This window comes from Micromonospora sp. NPDC048830, from assembly GCF_043198215.1.
GTDB lineage: Bacteria > Actinomycetota > Actinomycetes > Mycobacteriales > Micromonosporaceae > Micromonospora.
The window spans coordinates 1-17,817 of sequence record NZ_JBICUP010000049.1; the positions used below are offsets into that span (position 1 = coordinate 1).

The following is a 17,817-nucleotide window of genomic DNA, read 5'->3' on the forward strand; positions in this document are numbered from 1 at the left end:
ACACCAGCACCCGACCCGCCGGTCACGCCACCACGCCGACCATCCACAAAGACCCAGCCCAACCCCATGATCAAATTAGGCTACGTGGCATTGGGCAGAGCCTCACCCAAGCGAAGGAATAAGCCCAATAGGGCGGCAACGAATGAAGTGGGGACGACCGATACGTCGGCCGCGCCTCGCCGTGCGAGGCGCGGCCGACGGCAAGGCATGGAGATTGTGGCCGTCCAAGCCCCGTCCCTGGGCCCCGGGACAGCGACGGCCTCCGGCGCCGGGAACAACCGGCGTCGCGGTAACATCAATCGAGCATGCGCTGCCGGTTCGTTTCGTCATACCCCGTCGAGTGACCCGTGGACATCTACACGCCGCTCTGTTGCTGCGGCGTTCCACCATGACAGCACGAGGATGCGATGAGCTTCTACTTGCGGACCAGCTTGAAGGCGGGCCCCTTCCGATTCAATCTTTCACCCGCCGGAGTCGGCGTCTCTGTCGGTGTCCCCGGGTTCCGTGTCGGAGCCGGCCCCCGTGGCAACTACATCCGCGTTGCGGGTCTCGGTACGAGCTACTTCGGCAGCCAATTGCCAGTTCCTCCCGCACCCGGCCTCCGGGTCAGCCCGCCCGTACCGCCCAACGACCAGGTTTTCATGCGGGAGTTGGCCGGTGCCCCAGTCCAACACCTCATGGCCGCGCACCCGTCGGACCTGATCAATCAGATCCGGGTAGCGGCTCGACGGCGACCGCTGTGGCCGTGGATTGCCGGCGTCATCGTGGTCTTGGCGTTAATGACAGCTCCGTTCGGGCTGCTCCTGCTCGCGCCAGCCGCGCCCGCCGTATGGTGGCTGCGCCAGCGTGACCTCGCCCGCCGGTCCGTCGTCGTCTTCTACAGCGTCGAGGACGGTCCCGCAGTCAAATACACACACTTCACCACGAGCAACGGCTTCGTCAGCAAGGTTCAAAAGGTATGGCATGTCGAAGCCGAGGGGGCGCTGCATACGCCGTACCAGCGCAAGGTCAACGCGGGGGCAACGGCACTCATCCGTCGCAGCGCTGGCTCTGTGGATCTAGCCGGTCCCCCCGTACTCGTCACCAACATCGCCGTCCCGAGCCTGCACGGCAAAGAGCGGTCTATCTACTTCCTCCCGGACCGGGTCATCGTCCGTCACGGCAACCAGTACGCCGACCTGCCGTACTCGGCCGTCAACGCTCGCATGGACGCGCAGCGGTTCATTGAGTCCGAGACGCCGCCGGCGGACTCTCAATGCGTCGGAACGACATGGCAATACACCAACAAGGCGGGCGGACCGGACCGTCGGTTCAAGAACAACAGACAACTACCCGTCATGCTGTACGGCCGCCTCACCCTGACAACCTCGCAAGGACTGCTGATGGTCTGGGACTTCTCCCGACCCGATGTTGCCGCCTCGCTCGCCGACGCACTTAACCAGATGCGATAACCCTGTAGCTCCATTGATCGGGGGAGGCTCATCCTATGCCGACACAGGTTCTCCGCCGCGCCCGCCATGACCAGGTCCATCACGATGAAAAGGCTTCCCAGTCGATCGCCCTCGCTAGCGAAGATGGACCAGCTGATGGCTGCCACAGAACCCGGCTGAGTCACCGTGCTCGAACTGCCAGCGAGAGCGACTGTCAGCTGTCCTTGCTGGCCCCGCCGAATCACTTTGCCGCGCCGGTGCTCCCTGGCCGACTCGGCAACCCGGGTCTCCTGCACGGCAGCTATGACGAGCGTGACGGCCTCGCTTGTGGGTGTTCGTTGAGGGTGGCCAGTGGGTGTGGTTGGCCGGTCATGGCGGCCAGGGCGGTGGCGACGGCGTGTAGGTCGGCCTTGATGTAGGTGGTGGTGGCTGGGCCGGTGCTGTCCGTGTGGCCGGCGTAGGCCCGGGCTACCCCGTAGCCGAAGTGGCGTTCCACCCAGGTCAGGGTGGTGTGGCGCAGCCAGTGGGTGGAGATGCCCTGCGCGGCGACCCAGGGCAGGCGTCCGCCGATACGCTTCCAAAGGTGGTCGTAGCGGCGGCTGGTGAGCGCACCGCCATGGCGGAATCGCAGCAGGGCGTCGGTGGGTAGGACCGCACCCCGGCATCGGGCATGATCGTCAAGGCTCGCTGCCAGGTCCAAAGTGATGGGTTGCCAGCGAAGGGCGCCGCCCTTTTCTGTAAGCCGGACCAGGCCGCGTTCCCGGTCGAAATCCATGAGGCGTAGGGCGAGTGCGCCACCGCGCCGGCAGGCGGTCTCGGTGTGCAGGCGCAGCAGGATGGCATCGAGGACAACGTCATTGCCGCTGCGGCGGGCCGCCAGGTTGATCTCTTCCAACTCCTCGGGCGCCAACGCGCGTCGAGTACTGGGCAACCGTCGGGGCTTGCTCACCCGGTGAGCCGGGCTGTCGGACACCTCCAGCAGCCCATCGGCGATCGCCCGGTTGTAGATCGCCCGGAGCGCGGCAATGACATGCTCCCCGGCGTGCCTGCCGCCACGACCGTTACGCCGCCGTCGAGCGCCTTCGGCGGCCTCGCGTTGCAGCGCTTCGACGTCGGTCGCAGCGATGCTGTCCAACCGGCGATCCCCCCACCGCGCCGCGATACGGTCCCAGTAGCTGCCGTAGGTGCGGCGGGCGCCGGGACCGGCCGCAGCGATAACGCGGGGCAGGTATTCCGCGATGGTCGGCACCCGTGGCCGCTGCGCCTCCCGCAGGTCCGCTATGCTCACGCCGAGCCGGGCCAGCAACCGCTGCGCGTCCGCAATACGCTGCGCATCAACCATGACCGCCGCCTGCAGCAAGGCGGGTGTGATGTTCGGTCAGCAGCCGCGCCACCGTGTGGACCGGATGGACCACCAGAACCTGCTGGGACGGCGACGCCGCCAGCAACACCGGCACACCAGACAGCAGGCCGCACATCTGCCGGACCGCGGCGGGCAGGCACAGCTCGCCCCGGCCGTGCACAACATGCCGACCGGTGGACGCCGTGGCGGCCACCAGCACGCCCGCTACGACACCGATGTCGACCCGGCTCCCGGGCCGCCAACCCAAAACGCCGAGCAACTCACGGGCGGACAGCCGTCCGGACCGATCCAGGCGAGCCATCCCCAACATCAGACCGTCCGCGTCGGGATCGGCTGGCAGGCTCAGCTGCGGCAACACCGGCAACGGCACCGGAGCCCCGACAACCGGCCTCACAGTCTTGGGCGGCACCAAAGCACCGATGAGCTGTTCACCACCGGACCGCGACAGCCGAGCTGCACTCACGTCCACATCGTCGCGGCTCGCACCGAAGCGAACCCGACTTCCACGGAAAATCCGCCACGAACAAGCGGCGGCAGGTATGGTGACCCGTCACGTAAATGGTGAAGCTTCACCAAAACTGGTGTCCGAGGGGGGACTTGAACCCCCACGCCCTATACGGGCACTAGCACCTCAAGCTAGCGCGTCTGCCATTCCGCCACCCGGACTTACTCGTCCAGCCTACCCTGTCGGCCGACGGCGACCTCATCGCCCCTCGGCCGCCCTGGTGGGCCGCACGGGGCATTACTGTACACGGCCGGGGTGGATCATGCACATCGCCTTTCCCTCAACCCCCGTCTGCCCTGTTTGCCCAGCTCACCACCATTGGGCGCCGAGCCAGAGCAGCTGCGAACCGACCAAGATCGGGACGTGGGTAGCGTCGGGACGCCCTCTTTCGGCAGCATGGCTGGCGTGTCTCAGCCCTCTCCCCTGGCCGCTCTCCAACATCGCGCGCTCGCCATCCGCGCCGCGGGCGATCTCGCCGGCGCGTGTCGGTTCCTGACCGATGCGCTCGGTCCGCTCCGAGTGAGCTACGGCGAGGACCACCCGGAGGTGCTGGGCGGCGCTCACCTGCTGGCCCGGCTGTACCGGGAGGCCGGCGATCCGGTCTCCGCACGGCGGGTGCTGGAGGAGGCGCTCGCGGCCGGCGAACGCCGGTGGCACCCCGGCGACCCCCTGATGCTGACGCTCTCGTTCGATCTGGCTTCGGTTTCCGAGGAGCTGGGCAACCGGCACGAGGCCCGCCGCCACTTCGCTCGGGTCGCCAGTGCCGGGCCCGCCGTGTTCGGCGCGGACCACCCGATGGTACGGGCAGCCCGGCACTACCTGGGCGACGGAGCGCAGGGGTCGGCTGCCGCCGCGCCCGTCCCGCAACCTGTTCCATCCGCGCCGACAAATCCGACGATGCCCTTGGCGGCCGTGCCGGCGCCCCCGCCGCCACCGCACCCTGCGCCCGGCCCGCAGGCCACCGCGCCGCCTCCTCCGGCGCCGCACCTCCCACCGCCGCCCCGGGTCCCTGCACCGCCACAGCAGGCTCCGATGCCGGTGCCGCCGCAACAGGCTGTCGTCTCGCCGCCCCGACGGCCTGCCGCCCCGGCGCCGCAGCAGCAGCTGCCGCCCCCGCCCCGGATCCCGGCTCCGGCCATCCCGTCACCCGCGGTGCCTCCTGCCCCGGCGCCCGCCCAACGCCTGCCCGAACCGCCACCGGCGGCGCCGCACATCCCGCCGCCGCCGCGTATCCCCGCGCCCCCGCCGCAGGTCGCGCCGGCACCACACCGGGAGGCGCCGCCGGTGCAGCCGGTGGCACCCGCCCCGCAGCAGCAGCACGCCGGCCAGGGCAGCGTGCCCGCACACCCGGCAGTTCCGCCGGCGCCGCAGGTGCCGGCTCCGCCGTCCCCGGCCCCACGCCCGAACGATGGGCGGCAGCACCAGGCGTACGGGCGGCCTCCGGCCGTGCCGGCTCCCCGGACCGATCCAGTCACTCCGCCCCCGCCCCAGACCTCACCCGCGCCAGCGATGGTCCCTCCCGCGCCGACGCCACCCGCACCGGTCTCGCCGTGGGCGCCCCAGCCCACGGCGACGGCCAGCCCTCCGGCGCCCGCGCCGCCCCCGCCGGTCACCCCGCGGGCTGCGCCGACGCACGCTGTCCCGGCCCAGGGCAACGCACCCGCCGAGCCGGTCCCGCAGCCGGAGCCCGCGCCCGGGCGGGCGACCGGCTGGGACAAGCCAACGATTCAGGTACGGCAGATCGATCCTCTACTGCGGGAGGAGGCGGAGCGCACTGCCACGGCCGATCCGGCACCGGTCAGCGGCGCCCCGGCCACGCCACCGGTCGGACAGCCGGTGAGCGGCCCGCCCGTCAGCGCTCCGCCGGTCAGCAGCCCGCCCATCAGCGCTCCGCCGGTCAGCAGCCCGCCGGTCAGTGGTCCGCCGGTCAGTGGTCCGCCCATCAGCGGACCGCCCACCAGCGCTCCGCCGGTCAGCGGACCAGCGGCCAGCGCGGCCACGCCGGTCAGCGGGTCGCCCGCGAGTCCGCAGCCGCCAGCACCAGCACCAGCACCAGCACCAGCACCAGTGAGCGGACCACCGGTCACTCAGGCGCCCGTGGCCGTGCCGCCGCCCCGAGCCCCGTTCATCGCCTCGCCGCCCAGCACTCCACCGGTCAGTGGCCCGCCCGTCAGTAGTCCGCCCCTGACGGGAGCACCCGTCAGCGCAACGCCCGTCAGCGGAGCACCCGTCAGCGCAACGCCCGTCAGCGGAGCACCCGTCAGCGCAACGCCCATCAGCGCAACGCCCATCAGCGCGACGCCCATCAGCGCGACGCCCATCAGCGGATCGCCCGTCAGCGGATCGCCGGTGCCACCGTGGGGGATGACGGCGCCGCCGTGGAGCAGCCTCGGCCCGCCGCAGCCTCTGGCCGCCACGCCGAACGCGCCCCAAGGGAACGCGGACGACGAGGAGCGCACCGACGGGCCGGGCCCGGCCGGACCTGAGGCAGCGCCCCCGCCGGTCCTGGCCGGGCTGGATGACATCCCGGAGCCGCCACGCATCCCGCCGCCGGGCCCGCAGCACTGCCACCCGGACGGGGGCCACGCGGACGGGGGCCACGCGGACGGGGGCCACGCGGACGGGGGCCACGCGGCTCGGCAGCCGGACCAGGGCAACCAGCCGCCCCAGGCCCAGGCCGCGCACGGACACGCCGCGCAGGGACAGGCCGCGCACGGACAGGTCACGCAGGGGCAGACCGCGCAGGGACATCCGCAGCAGGGCTGGCCCGACCAGGGTGGCTGGCCGGCCGAGCAGGCACACGCGTCGGCGCGGGCCTGGCCGGCGTACCCGGAGGACGAGCGACCCGAGGCGGCGCGGCGCGGGCGGACGGTGCTCGTCGTCGCGGTGGCCGCCGTCCTGGTGGTCCTCGCCGTCGTTGCCGCGGTCCTGGTGTTCGGCGTGTTCGGCCGCGCCTCGGAGGTGCCCCCGGCCACGTCGGCGCCGCCTCTGGCGTCGGCCGCGCCGAAGGTGAGCGGTCCGCCTCCGGGTGACCTGCGGCTGCGCGACGAGAGCAGCACCATCACACTCACCTGGACCGACCCGTCCCGTGGGGCGGTGCCGTTCATGGTGGCCGGCGGTCGGGCGGGGCAGAAGCTGGGCGTGCTGGCCGACGTGGACCCGGGCGAGACGAGCTACACGGTCAACGGGCTGAACAGCCGGGTCGACTACTGTTTCACGGTGCTCGCGGTCTACTCGACCAACACGTTCGCCACCTCCGGCCAGGTCTGCACCGACCGGCAGCCGGGCTCCACGCCGAGCTGACCTGCCACCCGCGCACGCTGGACTCCACGCCGAGCTGACACGCCGCCCGCGCACGTCCGGGCTGCACGCCGAGCTGACACCCCGCCCGCCCGCGCACCCCGGGGCGCATGTCGGCAGCCGGCCTGGGCGGGCTGCGTCAGCGGGTGGCGCGGGTTTCCGTGGTCGGGGCCGGACCATATGATGGCAGCCGGCTCGGGGCGGGTCGCCGGTGCACGGCGCGTCACCTGGCACGACGACACGGGGAGGCAGCCGGTTGTGGCCACCATCGACGACGCCGTGAGTACGGGGGCGCAGCCTCCTCGCCGCCGTTCCCGCCGCCTGCGCGGCGGCCTGGTCACGATCGGCACGGTCGCCGCGCTGCTGGCCGCGATGGGGCTCACCGTCCTCGGGCTGGGCGCGGCGGACAACGCGGTGGCCAACTACGACGCCAGCAGTTGGCTGTGGAGCGCGGCCCGCAGCGAGATGTCCCGGGTCAACGGTGTGACGGCGCGGGTGGACACGCGGGTGGAGGTTCCGGGCGCCCGCCGGCATCCGATGCAGGTCGTCCAGACCGACCGGCTGCTGATCCTGCGTGACCTCAACACCGGGCAGGTCAGCTCGCTGGACCTGGCGACCCTCCAGATCACCGCGACCACCCGGACCACGCCGGGGTTGGGCGTGAACGTGGCGCTGCACGAGGACGCGGCGTTCGTGGTGGACGCCGTGCAGGGCATCGTCCGGCAGCTCGACCCGCGTTCGCTGGTGCCGGTCGGTGAGCCGGTGCGCTACCTGCCGGGCATCACCGGCGGGTCCTTCGACGGCGAGGGTCGGCTGTGGATCGCCGTGCCCGCCGAGGGCACGGTGTCGGCCGTGACGGCGGCGGAGCTGCCGGACGAGCCCGGGGCGGCGGCGCCGGCCGGCGGTGGGCTCAGCCCGAAGAAGATCGAGTCGTACGACGTCGCGGAGCCCAGCCACGAGCTGGTGGTGTCCACCCTGGACGACGGCGTCGCGGTGCTGGACCGCACGGCCGGCGAGCTGGTGCGGGTGCGGCGCGGCGAGGTCCTGCGCACGCCGCTGCGGATGACCGGGCCGGGGGCCCTGCCGGCGCGGACCAGCGGGCCGCGGGTGCCGGTGACGGTGCCCGGCGAGCGGAAGGTGCTGGTGATCGGCGACGGCGGTGAGGAGCGGCAGTTCACCGTCCCGGGCCGGGGTGACCGGCTCAGCCCGGCCGTGGCCTGGGCGGACCGCTTCTACGTCGCCGACGAGACCACGGGCACCGTCTACTCCTTCGACTCGGGTGGTCAGCTCGTCGACACGATCGGCGGGAAGGGCTGGACGGGGCCGCTGGAGCTGGAGGTGCGGGAGAACCACCTGTTCATCAACGCGCCGGACTCGGCGACCGCGCGGGTGGTCGACGACAAGCATCAGGTGCGCGACGTCGACAAGTACGCCAACGACGTGCTCGGCGGCGACCCGCCGCCGGCGCCCCCGCCGCCGCCTCCGCCGAAGAAGCCGAAGGTGGGCAAGCCGAGCGCGCCGCGCAGCGTCACCGCGTCGGCGGGTGACGCCCGGGCGCGGGTGAGCTGGCGGCCCGCGGCGGCGAACGGCGCCGAGATCATCCGGTACGTGGTGGAGGGCGCCGGCCAGCGCCTCGAGGTGGGCGCCAACCAGCGGTCGGTGGAGGTCAAGGGCCTGTCCAACGGCGAGACGTACCGGTTCTCGGTGCACGCGGTCAATGCCAAGGGCGACGGGCCGGCGCGTACCAGCAACCCGGTCACGCCGACGGCGGAGGTGCCGGACCCGCCGGCCGGCGTCACCGCCGAGGCCCGGCCCGACGGCACGGTCCTGGTAAAGTGGCCGGCCGCCGACGGGCAGGGCAACACGATCGCGAAGTACGCCGTGACCGCCACCTCGGCCGGCGCGAACGCCCCCGTGGGCGAGTCGACGAAGACGGAGCTGGTGGTCCCGGCAGGTGAGCTGGAGTACGGCAACCAGTACGCGTTCACGGTGGTGTCGGTCAGCGACCGGGGCGCCGGTTCGGCGGCCTCCCCGGTGAGCAACACGGTCGTGCCGTTCGCCCCGCCGGGCCAGCCGCTCGGCCTGCGGGCGACGACCGTGGCCGACCAGCCGGGCACCGTGGCGGTGCAGTGGTCCCCGGCGGCACCCAACGGCCGGCCGGTGACGAAGTACCTGGTCGAGGCGGGCGGCCGGACCAGCGAGGTGACCGACACCCGGGCCACCGTCGGCGGTCTCGGCGACGGGCAGAACGTCGCGGTCAAGGTCCGGGCGGTCAACGAGGCCGGGCCGGGCGCGGAGGCCACCGACACCGCGCGGACGGTCACGCCGCCGCGCATCACGGTCACCGGCTCGTCGGCGACGGCCACCTCGGTCACGGTCACCTTCACGGTGGACGCCGGCGGCGGGAAGCCCACGTGCACCGTCGGCGTGCCGGGCCGGGCGCCGATCGCCGCGTCCGACTGCGCCCGCGCCACCGTGGCGAACCTGACGCCGGGCACCGCGTACACGGTCACGGTGACGGCGCGCAACGCGGCCGGCCAGGACACGGCGACCCGGGCGCAGAGCACCGCCGCCCTGTACGGGATCGCCACCTGCAACAACGGGCCGTCCGGGGACCAGCGGATGTACTGCAACTCCGACGTCGCCGGCCGCAACGGCAACGAGATCTTCCGGGTGCCCCGGCAGGACAACGCCCAGCAGGTCGGCTGGGCCGAGCCCGGCACCCGGCTGAAGGCGTACTGCAAGAAGCGGGGCGACAACGTCGACTCCTGGATCTACAACAACCAGAAGCAGAGCACCTGGTGGGTGCAGGTCGAGTACAGCGGGCGGAACTACATCCCGTGGGCCTGGCTCAACCTCGAGGGCGGCGACGACATCAACGTCCTGCCCACCTGCTGACCGCGCGCCACCCACGCTAGGAGCACCACCGTGAACACCCGTGAACCGCTCACCCAGCCGGAGGTGCAGGGCTTCGCCGCCCTGGCCGCCCGGCTGGCCGAGAACGTCAACTCGGTGGTGCTCGGCAAGCCGCAGGTGGTCCGGCTGGCGCTGACGGCGCTGTTCGCCCAGGGGCACGTCCTGCTGGAGGACGTGCCCGGGGTCGGCAAGACCACCCTGGCGCGGGCGATCGCCGCCACGGTGAAGGGCCAGTGGCGGCGCATCCAGTTCACCCCGGACCTGCTCCCCTCGGACGTGTCCGGGGTGACGATCTTCAACCAGGCCACCCGGGCCTTCGAGTTCCACCCGGGGCCGGTGTTCGCCAACATCGTCATCGCCGACGAGATCAACCGGGCGTCGCCGAAGACCCAGTCGGCGCTGCTGGAGGTGATGGAGGAACGCACCGTCACCGTCGACGGGGTGCGCCACCCCGTGCCGCAGCCGTTCCTGGTGGTGGCGACGCAGAACCCGGTGGAGATGGACGGCACGTACCGGCTGCCGGAGGCGCAGCTGGACCGGTTCCTGGTCAAGCTGTCCGTCGGCTACCCGGACGAGGCGGTCGAGGTCGAGGTGCTGCGCGGGGCGACGGTCCGCTCCCCCGAGGCGCTGCCCGCCGTCACCGACACCGCCACGGTCGGGGAGATGGTGCAGATGGCCCGGCGGGTGCACATCGCCGAGCCGCTGTACGCGTACGCGGTGCGGCTGGCCGCGGCGACCCGCAACCACCCGCAGGTGCGGGTCGGGGTGAGCCCGCGCGGGGTGATCGCGCTGACCCGCGCGGCGTGCGCGTACGCGCTGATCGACGGGCGGGGCTGGATCATGCCGGAGGACCTCAAGGCCCTCGCCGAGCCGGTGTTCGCCCACCGGCTGCTGCTCAGCCCGGACGCGCAGGTGCGCGGGGTGACGCCTGCTGAGGTGCTGCGCCAGGCGCTGGCCTCGGTGCCGGTGCCGCTGCCGTCGGGCCAGCTCGCCCCGGCCCGCTGACGGCTGGCCGCAAAGGACGTGGGGATCACCGCCCGGGGCGCCGGGCTGCTCGTGGCCGCCGTGGTGCTGCTCGGCGCCGGTTTCCGGTTCGCGTACCCGGAGCTGACCCTGCTCGGGGTGGCGGCCGGCGGCGCGGTCGGATACGCCCTGCTGGTGGCGCTGTGGCGGCCCCGGCTGGAGGTGCGCCGGCACGCCGACCCGGACCGGGTGTCCCGGGGCGAGCCGGCCCGGATGGTGCTGACGGTGCGTAACACGGGGCGGCTGCGGGCGGCGAACCTGCTGGCCGAGGACCGCTGCGGCGACCGCTCGGTGCCGGTGCCGGTGCTGCGGCTGCGCCCCGGCCGGGACGTCGCGGTCGCCTACGACGTGCCGACCGATCGGCGGGGTGTGGTGCGGGTGGGGCCGCTGCGGGTGACGCGGCGGGACCCGCTGGGGCTGGTGGCGCTGGCCCGCGCGTACCCGGGGACGGTGCCGGTGTGGGTGCATCCGCGGGTGCATCCGCTGACGGCGGTGCCGACGGGCGCGGGGCGCAGCCTCGACGGCCGGGTGGACGGGGTGCCGCACGGGTCGATCACGTTCGACTCGCTGCGCGAGTACGTGGTCGGTGACGAGTTGCGCCGGGTGCACTGGCGCACCAGCGCCCGGGTCGGCGAGCTGATGGTGCGGGAGAACGTGGACACCAGCCTGCCGCGGGTCGTGGTGCTGCTGGACAACCGGGCTGCCGCCCACCGCGACCCGCAGTCGTTCGAGTCCGCCTGTGAGGCGGCGGCGTCGGTGGTCGTGGCGGCGCTGCGCGCCGACCTGCCGGTGGTGCTGCTGCTGGTCGCGCCGGAGCGGCCCACCGGCGGCGACGGGCCGGCGCCGGCCGGGCCGCCACGCCGGCGGCGGTGGGTCCCGGCACGGCGGGCGGCGGTGCCCCCGGCGGGGGCGGTCGAGGACGCGGCCGGGCCGCTGGACCGGCTCGCCGCCGTACGCCTCGGCGGCGGCGACGCGGTGGAGGCGCTGCGCGTCGCGACGGGCCGGCTGCGGCGGGAGCGGCTCGGCGACACCCTGGTCTTCCTCACCGGGCCGGACGGCCGGGGCGACCTGGGGCACGTCGGCGCGCTGCGCGGGGCGTACCCGTCGCTGCTGGTGGGGGTGTTCGGGGCGGCGGATCCGACGCCGGCCGCCGCGTCCGGGATGGTGGTCGTCGACGCGGCCGACGGCGCCGCGTTCGCGGCCGAGTGGGACGGGGTCCGCCGGTGGTGAGGGTGCTCGGGGCGGTGCGGGCGGCGGTGGCGCCGCTGGCGCTCGCGACGCTGGTCGCGCTCGCCGGGGTGGTGCTCGGCCGGGTGTACGCGGGCGGGCTGCTGGCCTGGCTGGTGGTCGGCGCCGGGGTCGGCGCGGTGCTGGTCAGCGTCGCGGCCCGGCGGTTGCCGTCGTGGCTGGTCGCCCCGCTGTCGGTGGCCGCCCTGGCCGGTTGGACGGCGTGGTCGCTGCGGGTGTCCGCGGACGCGGCCGGGCTGACGGCCCCGCTGGTCGAGGTGGCGGCGGACGCGGCCCGCAACGGCATCCCCCGGCTGCTGACCGCGATGATCCCCGTCGAGCCGGCCCCGGACACGGTGCTGGTGCCGCTGGTCGCCGCGTGGCTGGCCGGCCTGGCCGGCGCGGAGGTCGGGCTGCGGGCCGGCCGGTTGCTGCTGGGCTACCTGCCGCCCGCGCTGCTGTACGCCGGGGCGCTGTACGTGGTCGGGCCGAACGCGGACCCGGCGATCTGGCCGACGGTGGCGTTCGCGGCGGTCGCCGCCGTGGGGCTGGCCGTCCCCGGCGGGCGGGCGGCGCGGTCGGGCCCGGACCCGACCGCCGGGCTCGCGCCGGGGGTGCGGGCGGCGGTGCGGGTACGGCTGGCCGCCACGACGGCGGCCGGGGTGGCCGTGGTCGTCGGGCTGGCCGCCCTGCTCGGCCCGGCGGTGGCCGGCCGGGTGGAGGGCCGGCCGGTGGATCCGCGCCGGTACGTGGAGCCGCCGCAGGTGGAGTCGCTGGACGAGAACCCGCTGATCCGGATCTCCGGTTGGGCGCTGAACCCGCAGCAGAGGCTGCTGGAGGTGAGCACGCGACGCGACGGCGCCGCCCCGGCTCCCGGCCCGTCGGCCGGCCCGGACGGCGACGGCCCGGAAGGCGACCCGGCGGCCGGCGGGGGCGACCCGGGCCGGTCGCCGCGGATCAGGCTCGCCGTGCTCAGCGACTACGACGGGGTGACCTGGCGGGTCGGGGCGACGTACCGCAACGCGGGCCGCATCCTCCCGGAGACCCCGACCGCGCCCGGGGCGACGGTCGAGACGGTCCGGCAGGAGATCACCGTGGCCGACCTGACCGGGCGGCTGCTGCCCGCCGTCGCCACCCCACGCGAGGTCAGCGGCGCCCGGGTGGCGTACGACCCGCGGACCGGGACGCTGATCCGGCCGGAGGGGCTGACGCCGGGGCTGCGGTACACGGTCACCTCGGCGGCGGAGCGGCCCGACAACAATCTGCTGGCCGCGGCGGACGTACCGGCCGGGGACGCGGTGGCGCGGGTGCTGCGGGTGGCCGACGGGGTGCCGGAACCGCTGCGCCGCCTCGCCGCACAGCTCGCCGAGGACAACGGCGCCCCGTACGCCCGGGCGGCGGCGATCGAGCAGTTCCTCGCCGAGCACTACCGGGTGGTGGCGGACGCGCCCAGCGGCCACGCGTACCCGAACCTGGAGTTCTTCCTCTTCGGCCCGCGCAACGGCGGCGGCCAGCGCGGCACCTCCGAGCAGTTCGCGGCGGCGTTCGCGGTGCTCGGCCGGCTGACCGGGCTGCCCACCCGGGTGGTCGTCGGGTTCACCTCCCCCGGGGACGGGCCGGTGCGGGCGGCGGACGCGTACGCCTGGCCGGAGGTGCTGTTCTCCGGGGTCGGCTGGGTGCCGTTCGACCCGCTGCCCCGCCCGGACGAGCAGCCCCGCCCCGTCGAGGAGGACTTCCGGCCGCCCCAGGAGGAGCCGCCGCCGTCGGAGGCGCCCGAGCCCACCCCGGAGCCGACGGAGTCCGCGCCGCCGGTGGCCGCCCCGGCCCGACCGGCGGAGCCGGCCGGCGTGGCGACGCCCGTACTGGTGGGCGGCGGCGTGGCTGGCCTGCTGTTGCTGGCCGGGGCGGCGTTCGTGGCGCTGGCGTGGTTGCGGCGGTCCCGCTCCCGGGCCCGGCTGTTCGCCGGCGACCCGGGTTCGCGGGTGTCCGGGGCCTGGCGGGAGGTGACCGACGCGCTGCGGCTGGCCGGCCGCCCGGTGGGCGGGGACCTCGCCGCCACCGAGGTCGCCGCCCGGGCCCGCGCCGCCCTGGCCGAGGCCCGCGCCGAGGCATCGCCGCCCGGGAACCGGCGCGACCTGCTGGCCGGCCCCGGGGCGCCGGAACCGGACGTGGCCGAGCTGGCGGCGCTGCTGAACCAGCTCGCCTTCGCCCCCGGCACCACCACCGCCGACCAGGCGGAGCGGGCCGCCGCCGTGGCCGCCGGGTACACGGCCGCCCTGCGCGCGGCCCGCCCCTGGTGGCGCCGGCTGCTGTGGTCCGCGCACCCCGGCCCGCTGCGCTGGCCCCGCTGACCGTCCGCTGAGGGCGCGGGCGGCCATCCGGGCCCAATCAGGATGAGGCGGAAACACCCAGCCGTCCATGGACAGCCCGGCCCAAGCAGGGGTATGAAGTCCAATGTGGGCGGCCGCTCTCCTGCGGTGTCTCACACTCGCGGCCCGGCGTTCCCCTTGGGCGTGGTGGATGTCGTGGTGCGCAAGCAGCTCCGGGGGGACAGATGGGCGCAGAGACAGCCTCGTCGCAGGGGCGCAGGGGCCCCGGGCAGGCACGGGCGTGCAGAGTGCCGTGCGTCATGTGGTGGGCGCAGAGGGCCCTTCGGGTCAGCGCGACACCGGTGAGCCCGAAGGCGGCGGGGGCACGGACCAGAACCGGACGAGGGCCTGACAGGTGACGGGAGCCGGACGCCCCACTCCGCAGCAGTTGGACGAGCGTGTCCTGGTCTCCGGGACCACCTTGCGGTTCGTCGTACTCGCGGTGTTGATCATGGTGAGCAGCGCCACGATGATCATGTTGGCCCTTGGCGCAGGCCCCACCTCGTCCCCGACCATGGGCGGTTCCGCCGGATGTGAACTGGCCGCCGGGGGAGATCCCAGCCAGATCGGCCACCCCGTCCCGCGGCAGAACAGCGGCGCCTACCGCGCCTGCATCGACCGTTTCTCGTCATCGCCAAGGCTGCCCTGGTGGCCGTCGCGAGTCTGGCCGGCCCTCGTCGTGGTGGTGTCCGCCGCGCTGATGTGGGCGATACCTGCCTGGAAGGCGCGGCGGAGCCGGGTCGTCCCCCTGGAGGCGGTCGACGTCGATGGCGAGATCCGGAGGACGATGAGTGAACTGGCCGCGGTGGCCGGGCTCGACCGCCTGCCGCGCATCGTCATCGACCCGGCGGCGGCCTCGGGCGACGCGGTGGTGTTCGGCAGCAACCGTCGGCCGATCGTCTGCCTGCGTGGCGGGCTCCTCGCTGGCCGCGGCACCGACCCCGAGGGCTTCCGGGCGGTAGTGCTCCATGAGTACGCCCACATTCGCAACGGGGACGTCACCCTCACCTACCTCACCGTGGCGCTGTGGCGGGCCTTCCTCGGTACCGTGCTGCTCCCGTACGTCGTACTGCTCCTCACCCTGGCGGGGTGGCAGGCCTTGTTCGCCACAGGAGTGCGTGCGCCCCTGGAGCCCGAAACGATGGAGTCACTGGGCGGCTCACAAATCATTCTGGGGAAGCTGTTCGCCACAGCGGCGGTCCTCGTGGTCCTCGTCCACCTCGCGCGCGCGGACGTGCTGCGCAGCCGGGAGACGTACGCCGACCTCGCGGCGGTGCGCTGGGGAGCCGACCCCCGCAGTTGGTCGGGCATCCCCGTCGCTGCCGAGGGAGCCGGGGACGGGAGCGGACGGCTGCGCCGCCTGCTGAGGACCTTCCTGGAGCTGTGGGCCACGCACCCCAGAGGAGATCTGCGTCGGGCGACCCTGACCGATCCCGCGACGCTGTACGTGGCGAGGGCGCTGCCGATGTTCCTCACCGGTCTCGTCGCCCCGCTGATCCACTCCCAACTGGGTCTGTACGCTGCGGCTAACGACGTGGCGTGGCTGGTGGACGCCTCGTGGGTACTGACGGCGGTGCTGGTCGCCGGAGTGGCCGGAACCGCGCTGTGGCGTGCTTCGGTCCACGCCATCCTCACCAGGCGGCCGGTGCCCTCGGGACTACGGCCCGGGCTGTGGCTGGGGATAGGGATGGCCACCGGCGAACTGACCGGGTATCACGTCGGGCTCGACTCCCTGCTGCCGGCGCATCCTCCCGCTCTGCTGCTGCCCGTCTGCGCCGGAGCGTTCTTCGGCTGGTGGACCACGCGGTGCGCGGAGCTGTGGTCCAGGGCATGGCCGGGGTCCACGTTCCGTCCGGTGACCCTGCTGGGTGCCGGGGTCGGCGGTGTGCTGCTGTCGTCGTGGTTCGCCTGGTGGCAGGTGCATGGCGTGTCGTTCGTGAGGGGCTGGCCGTACTCCGTGGCCGAGATGCGGGCCGACATGACGCGCGGGGTGCCCGCCGTGGACGTGGCACAGCAGGACGGCATCGTGACCGGGTTGTCCACGGTGTGGCCGTCGCTGGTCCCGTTGACCGACTGGCCGCTCACCCTGGCGTCGGTCGCGCTCCTCTGGTTGGTGCCGCTCGCGGCCTGGGCGGTTCGTTCCCCGGAGCGCGAGGCACTGCCACCCCTGCGGCGGGTCCTGCTCCCGGGCCTGCTCGGCGGAGCGCTTGCCACGTGTGCCGTCGCCGGGGCGATGGCGTACATGCACACGTGGCCGCCTCCGACTACCGAGTCGAGGGTCCTCCTGATCTGGACCTACCTGGCCTGGGTGCTCATCGCCGTGGTCGCGGGCGCCGGCGCCGCCGCGACCACGACGGCGGCGCTGGTGGACCGCTACCGGCTGCTGTGCGCGCTGATCGGGGCCCAGACCGCGGTGCTGGTGGGCTTCGCCGGGGCGATCGCGGTGGCATCTCTGGACGGCTGTGTCCCGCAGTTGTCCACGCTGCGGCTGTCCTGCCATCCGTATCCCATCGCGTCGGCCTGGCTGGGCTTCCGCCTCATCAGCGGCCCGGCGCTCGTACTGGCTGTGCTCGTCACCGCCGTCGCCGCCGCGGCCGTCTCGGTGATTCGCCGACTTCGATCAGGCCGACAGGCGGCGCCTGCCCCACGCCTGCGGATGCCCTCCCGGTACGGACTCTCGCACAGGCGGTTGGCCGTGGGAGTGCTGGGCGTCGTGGTCGTGGTGATCACCGTGGCGGACCTGGTGTCGCCCGCCGTCGACCGCTCTCCGCCGACCGCCGAGTCGGGAGCCGAGCGGCGGCAGGGGGAACCGTCTCCCCGGACCAGAGCGCTGCAGGTGTACGCGTGGGAGAAGTACGGCGGCCTGGAACTCCAAACGCGGTTCGCCACCGCCGGGGGCGAACTGAGCGCCCTCATCGAGAAGCCGGAGATGGTCGACAACTCCCTGGCCATCAGGCATTGCAGGAAGTTCCAGGCAATCGCGAGGGATGCCGCCGCCTACTTCCCCGTCCCCGAGGCTCAGGCCCAGTCGTACTGGACGGCGTTCGCCACTGGCGCGGCACAAGGTGGTCGGGACTGCGAGCGAGCCCTCGAGGTATCGAGTGGCCGGATGCTCGCCATGGCCCTGAACGAGCTGACCGAAGCCACGAACGCACTCTCCTTGATGAACGAACGCAACGAGAGCCTGAAGCGAGCGGGAGGTCTCCCGTAGTGGGCTGGCAGCAGGGAGATGGAGGAGGTCAGGAGCGAAGGCGGCGGACGAGCTTGCGCATGCCGGCCTGCCAGCCGTCCGGGTCCTCCGCGCGGCGCCGGGCGTAGTTCGCCACCTCCGGGTGCGGCAGGATGAGGAACCGCTCCTCGGCCAGCCCGGCGATCACCGCGTCGGCCAGGCCCGCCACATCGGCCCGAGCGCCTGCTCGCGCTGGTGCCGGCGCTGGTGCGCGCGCCGGCGCTGCTGTCGTCCGTGGCGGCCGCCGTGGTGCTCCTAGGTCGCCGGGCTGCTGGCCCGCGCCGGGCACCCCGTCGGCGCGGCCGGGCTGGACGACGCGCCGGCCTCCTGGGCCGGGGTGGAGAACCTGGAGGAACGCCTGGTGTCCGGGCGGATCGACCCGGTCGTCCTGGCGCACCTGCGGGGCACCGCCGGCGGGCGGAACTGACCGGGTCCCGGTTCGCCGGAACCACCTT

Annotated in this window: 12 protein-coding genes, 1 tRNA gene and 2 pseudogenes; 9 read left to right on the forward strand and 6 right to left on the reverse strand. The window is 73.9% G+C overall.

Annotated elements, in window-relative coordinates:
• The first annotated feature begins 407 nt into the window (after nucleotides 1-407).
• A complete protein-coding gene (locus tag ACGFIZ_RS28930; protein WP_393424695.1) occupies nucleotides 408-1,451 on the forward strand; it encodes a DUF4236 domain-containing protein in 1,044 nt (347 codons plus the stop codon).
• Between the two features lie 280 nt (nucleotides 1,452-1,731).
• Here ACGFIZ_RS28930 and ACGFIZ_RS28935 read toward each other — a convergent pair whose 3' ends face one another.
• The 3 genes from ACGFIZ_RS28935 to ACGFIZ_RS28945 all read right to left on the reverse strand — a co-directional run bounded on the left by ACGFIZ_RS28935 (nucleotide 1,732) and on the right by ACGFIZ_RS28945 (nucleotide 3,459).
• The gene (locus ACGFIZ_RS28935; RefSeq protein WP_393424698.1) at nucleotides 1,732-2,790 is read right to left on the reverse strand and encodes a tyrosine-type recombinase/integrase; all 1,059 of its coding nucleotides are present in this window, start codon (nucleotides 2,788-2,790) and stop codon (nucleotides 1,732-1,734) included.
• Nucleotides 2,765-3,256 carry a hypothetical protein gene (locus ACGFIZ_RS28940; protein WP_393424701.1) on the reverse strand — a complete coding sequence of 164 codons (492 nt, stop codon included), beginning with the start codon at nucleotides 3,254-3,256 and terminating at the stop codon, nucleotides 2,765-2,767. The genes ACGFIZ_RS28935 and ACGFIZ_RS28940 overlap by 26 nt, the downstream gene beginning before the upstream one ends.
• A 116-nt stretch (nucleotides 3,257-3,372) precedes the next feature.
• A tRNA-Leu gene (locus tag ACGFIZ_RS28945) sits at nucleotides 3,373-3,459 on the reverse strand.
• Between the two features lie 235 nt (nucleotides 3,460-3,694).
• Here ACGFIZ_RS28945 and ACGFIZ_RS28950 point away from each other — a divergent pair.
• Nucleotides 3,695-3,877, forward strand: a pseudogene (locus tag ACGFIZ_RS28950) (hypothetical protein); the annotation flags it as partial.
• Between the two features lie 1,148 nt (nucleotides 3,878-5,025).
• On the opposite strand, the gene ACGFIZ_RS28955 reads toward ACGFIZ_RS28950, so the two are convergent.
• Nucleotides 5,026-5,385, reverse strand: coding sequence for a hypothetical protein (locus ACGFIZ_RS28955; RefSeq protein WP_393424788.1), 360 nt, complete (start codon nucleotides 5,383-5,385; stop codon nucleotides 5,026-5,028).
• Nucleotides 5,386-5,619, reverse strand: a complete 234-nt coding sequence (locus ACGFIZ_RS28960) for a hypothetical protein (protein ID WP_393424790.1) — start codon at nucleotides 5,617-5,619, stop codon at nucleotides 5,386-5,388.
• 43 nt (nucleotides 5,620-5,662) lie between these two features.
• On the opposite strand from ACGFIZ_RS28960, the gene ACGFIZ_RS28965 reads away from it, so the two are divergent.
• The 6 genes from ACGFIZ_RS28965 (at nucleotide 5,663) to ACGFIZ_RS28990 (ending at nucleotide 17,344) form a co-directional block, all read left to right on the forward strand.
• Complete coding sequence (locus ACGFIZ_RS28965) at nucleotides 5,663-6,601, forward strand: fibronectin type III domain-containing protein (RefSeq protein WP_393424793.1); 939 nt, start codon at nucleotides 5,663-5,665, stop codon at nucleotides 6,599-6,601.
• A gap of 255 nt (nucleotides 6,602-6,856) precedes the next feature.
• Nucleotides 6,857-9,496: a fibronectin type III domain-containing protein gene (locus ACGFIZ_RS28970; protein ID WP_393424704.1), complete on the forward strand. Its 2,640-nt coding sequence runs from the start codon at nucleotides 6,857-6,859 to the stop codon at nucleotides 9,494-9,496.
• A 30-nt stretch (nucleotides 9,497-9,526) separates the two neighbouring features.
• The gene (locus ACGFIZ_RS28975) at nucleotides 9,527-10,519 is read left to right on the forward strand and encodes a MoxR family ATPase (protein ID WP_347667994.1); all 993 of its coding nucleotides are present in this window, start codon (nucleotides 9,527-9,529) and stop codon (nucleotides 10,517-10,519) included.
• Between the two features lie 18 nt (nucleotides 10,520-10,537).
• Nucleotides 10,538-11,767, forward strand: a complete 1,230-nt coding sequence (locus ACGFIZ_RS28980; RefSeq protein ID WP_393424708.1) for a DUF58 domain-containing protein — start codon at nucleotides 10,538-10,540, stop codon at nucleotides 11,765-11,767.
• On the forward strand, nucleotides 11,761-14,115 hold the full coding sequence (locus tag ACGFIZ_RS28985) for a DUF3488 and transglutaminase-like domain-containing protein (protein ID WP_393424711.1): 2,355 nt from the start codon (nucleotides 11,761-11,763) through the stop codon (nucleotides 14,113-14,115). The genes ACGFIZ_RS28980 and ACGFIZ_RS28985 overlap by 7 nt, the downstream gene beginning before the upstream one ends.
• A gap of 406 nt (nucleotides 14,116-14,521) precedes the next feature.
• Nucleotides 14,522-17,344: a M48 family metalloprotease gene (locus ACGFIZ_RS28990; protein WP_393424714.1), complete on the forward strand. Its 2,823-nt coding sequence runs from the start codon at nucleotides 14,522-14,524 to the stop codon at nucleotides 17,342-17,344.
• Nucleotides 17,345-17,372: 28 nt separating this feature from the next.
• On the opposite strand, the pseudogene ACGFIZ_RS28995 reads toward ACGFIZ_RS28990, so the two are convergent.
• A pseudogene (locus ACGFIZ_RS28995) lies at nucleotides 17,373-17,522 on the reverse strand (dehydrogenase); the annotation flags it as partial.
• 111 nt (nucleotides 17,523-17,633) lie between these two features.
• On the opposite strand from ACGFIZ_RS28995, the gene ACGFIZ_RS29000 reads away from it, so the two are divergent.
• Nucleotides 17,634-17,789: a hypothetical protein gene (locus ACGFIZ_RS29000; protein ID WP_393424782.1), complete on the forward strand. Its 156-nt coding sequence runs from the start codon at nucleotides 17,634-17,636 to the stop codon at nucleotides 17,787-17,789.
• The last annotated feature ends 28 nt before the right edge of the window (nucleotides 17,790-17,817 follow it).

What these genes read in the sequence shown, in the direction of transcription:
- ACGFIZ_RS28960 (WP_393424790.1), bottom strand. Translation starts at nt 5,619, where the DNA reads ATGGGCGTCGCGCTGATGGGCGTCGCGCTGATGGGCGTTGCGCTGATG.
- ACGFIZ_RS28965 (WP_393424793.1), top strand. Translation starts at nt 5,663, where the DNA reads ATGACGGCGCCGCCGTGGAGCAGCCTCGGCCCGCCGCAGCCTCTGGCC.
- ACGFIZ_RS28930 (WP_393424695.1), top strand. Translation starts at nt 408, where the DNA reads ATGAGCTTCTACTTGCGGACCAGCTTGAAGGCGGGCCCCTTCCGATTC.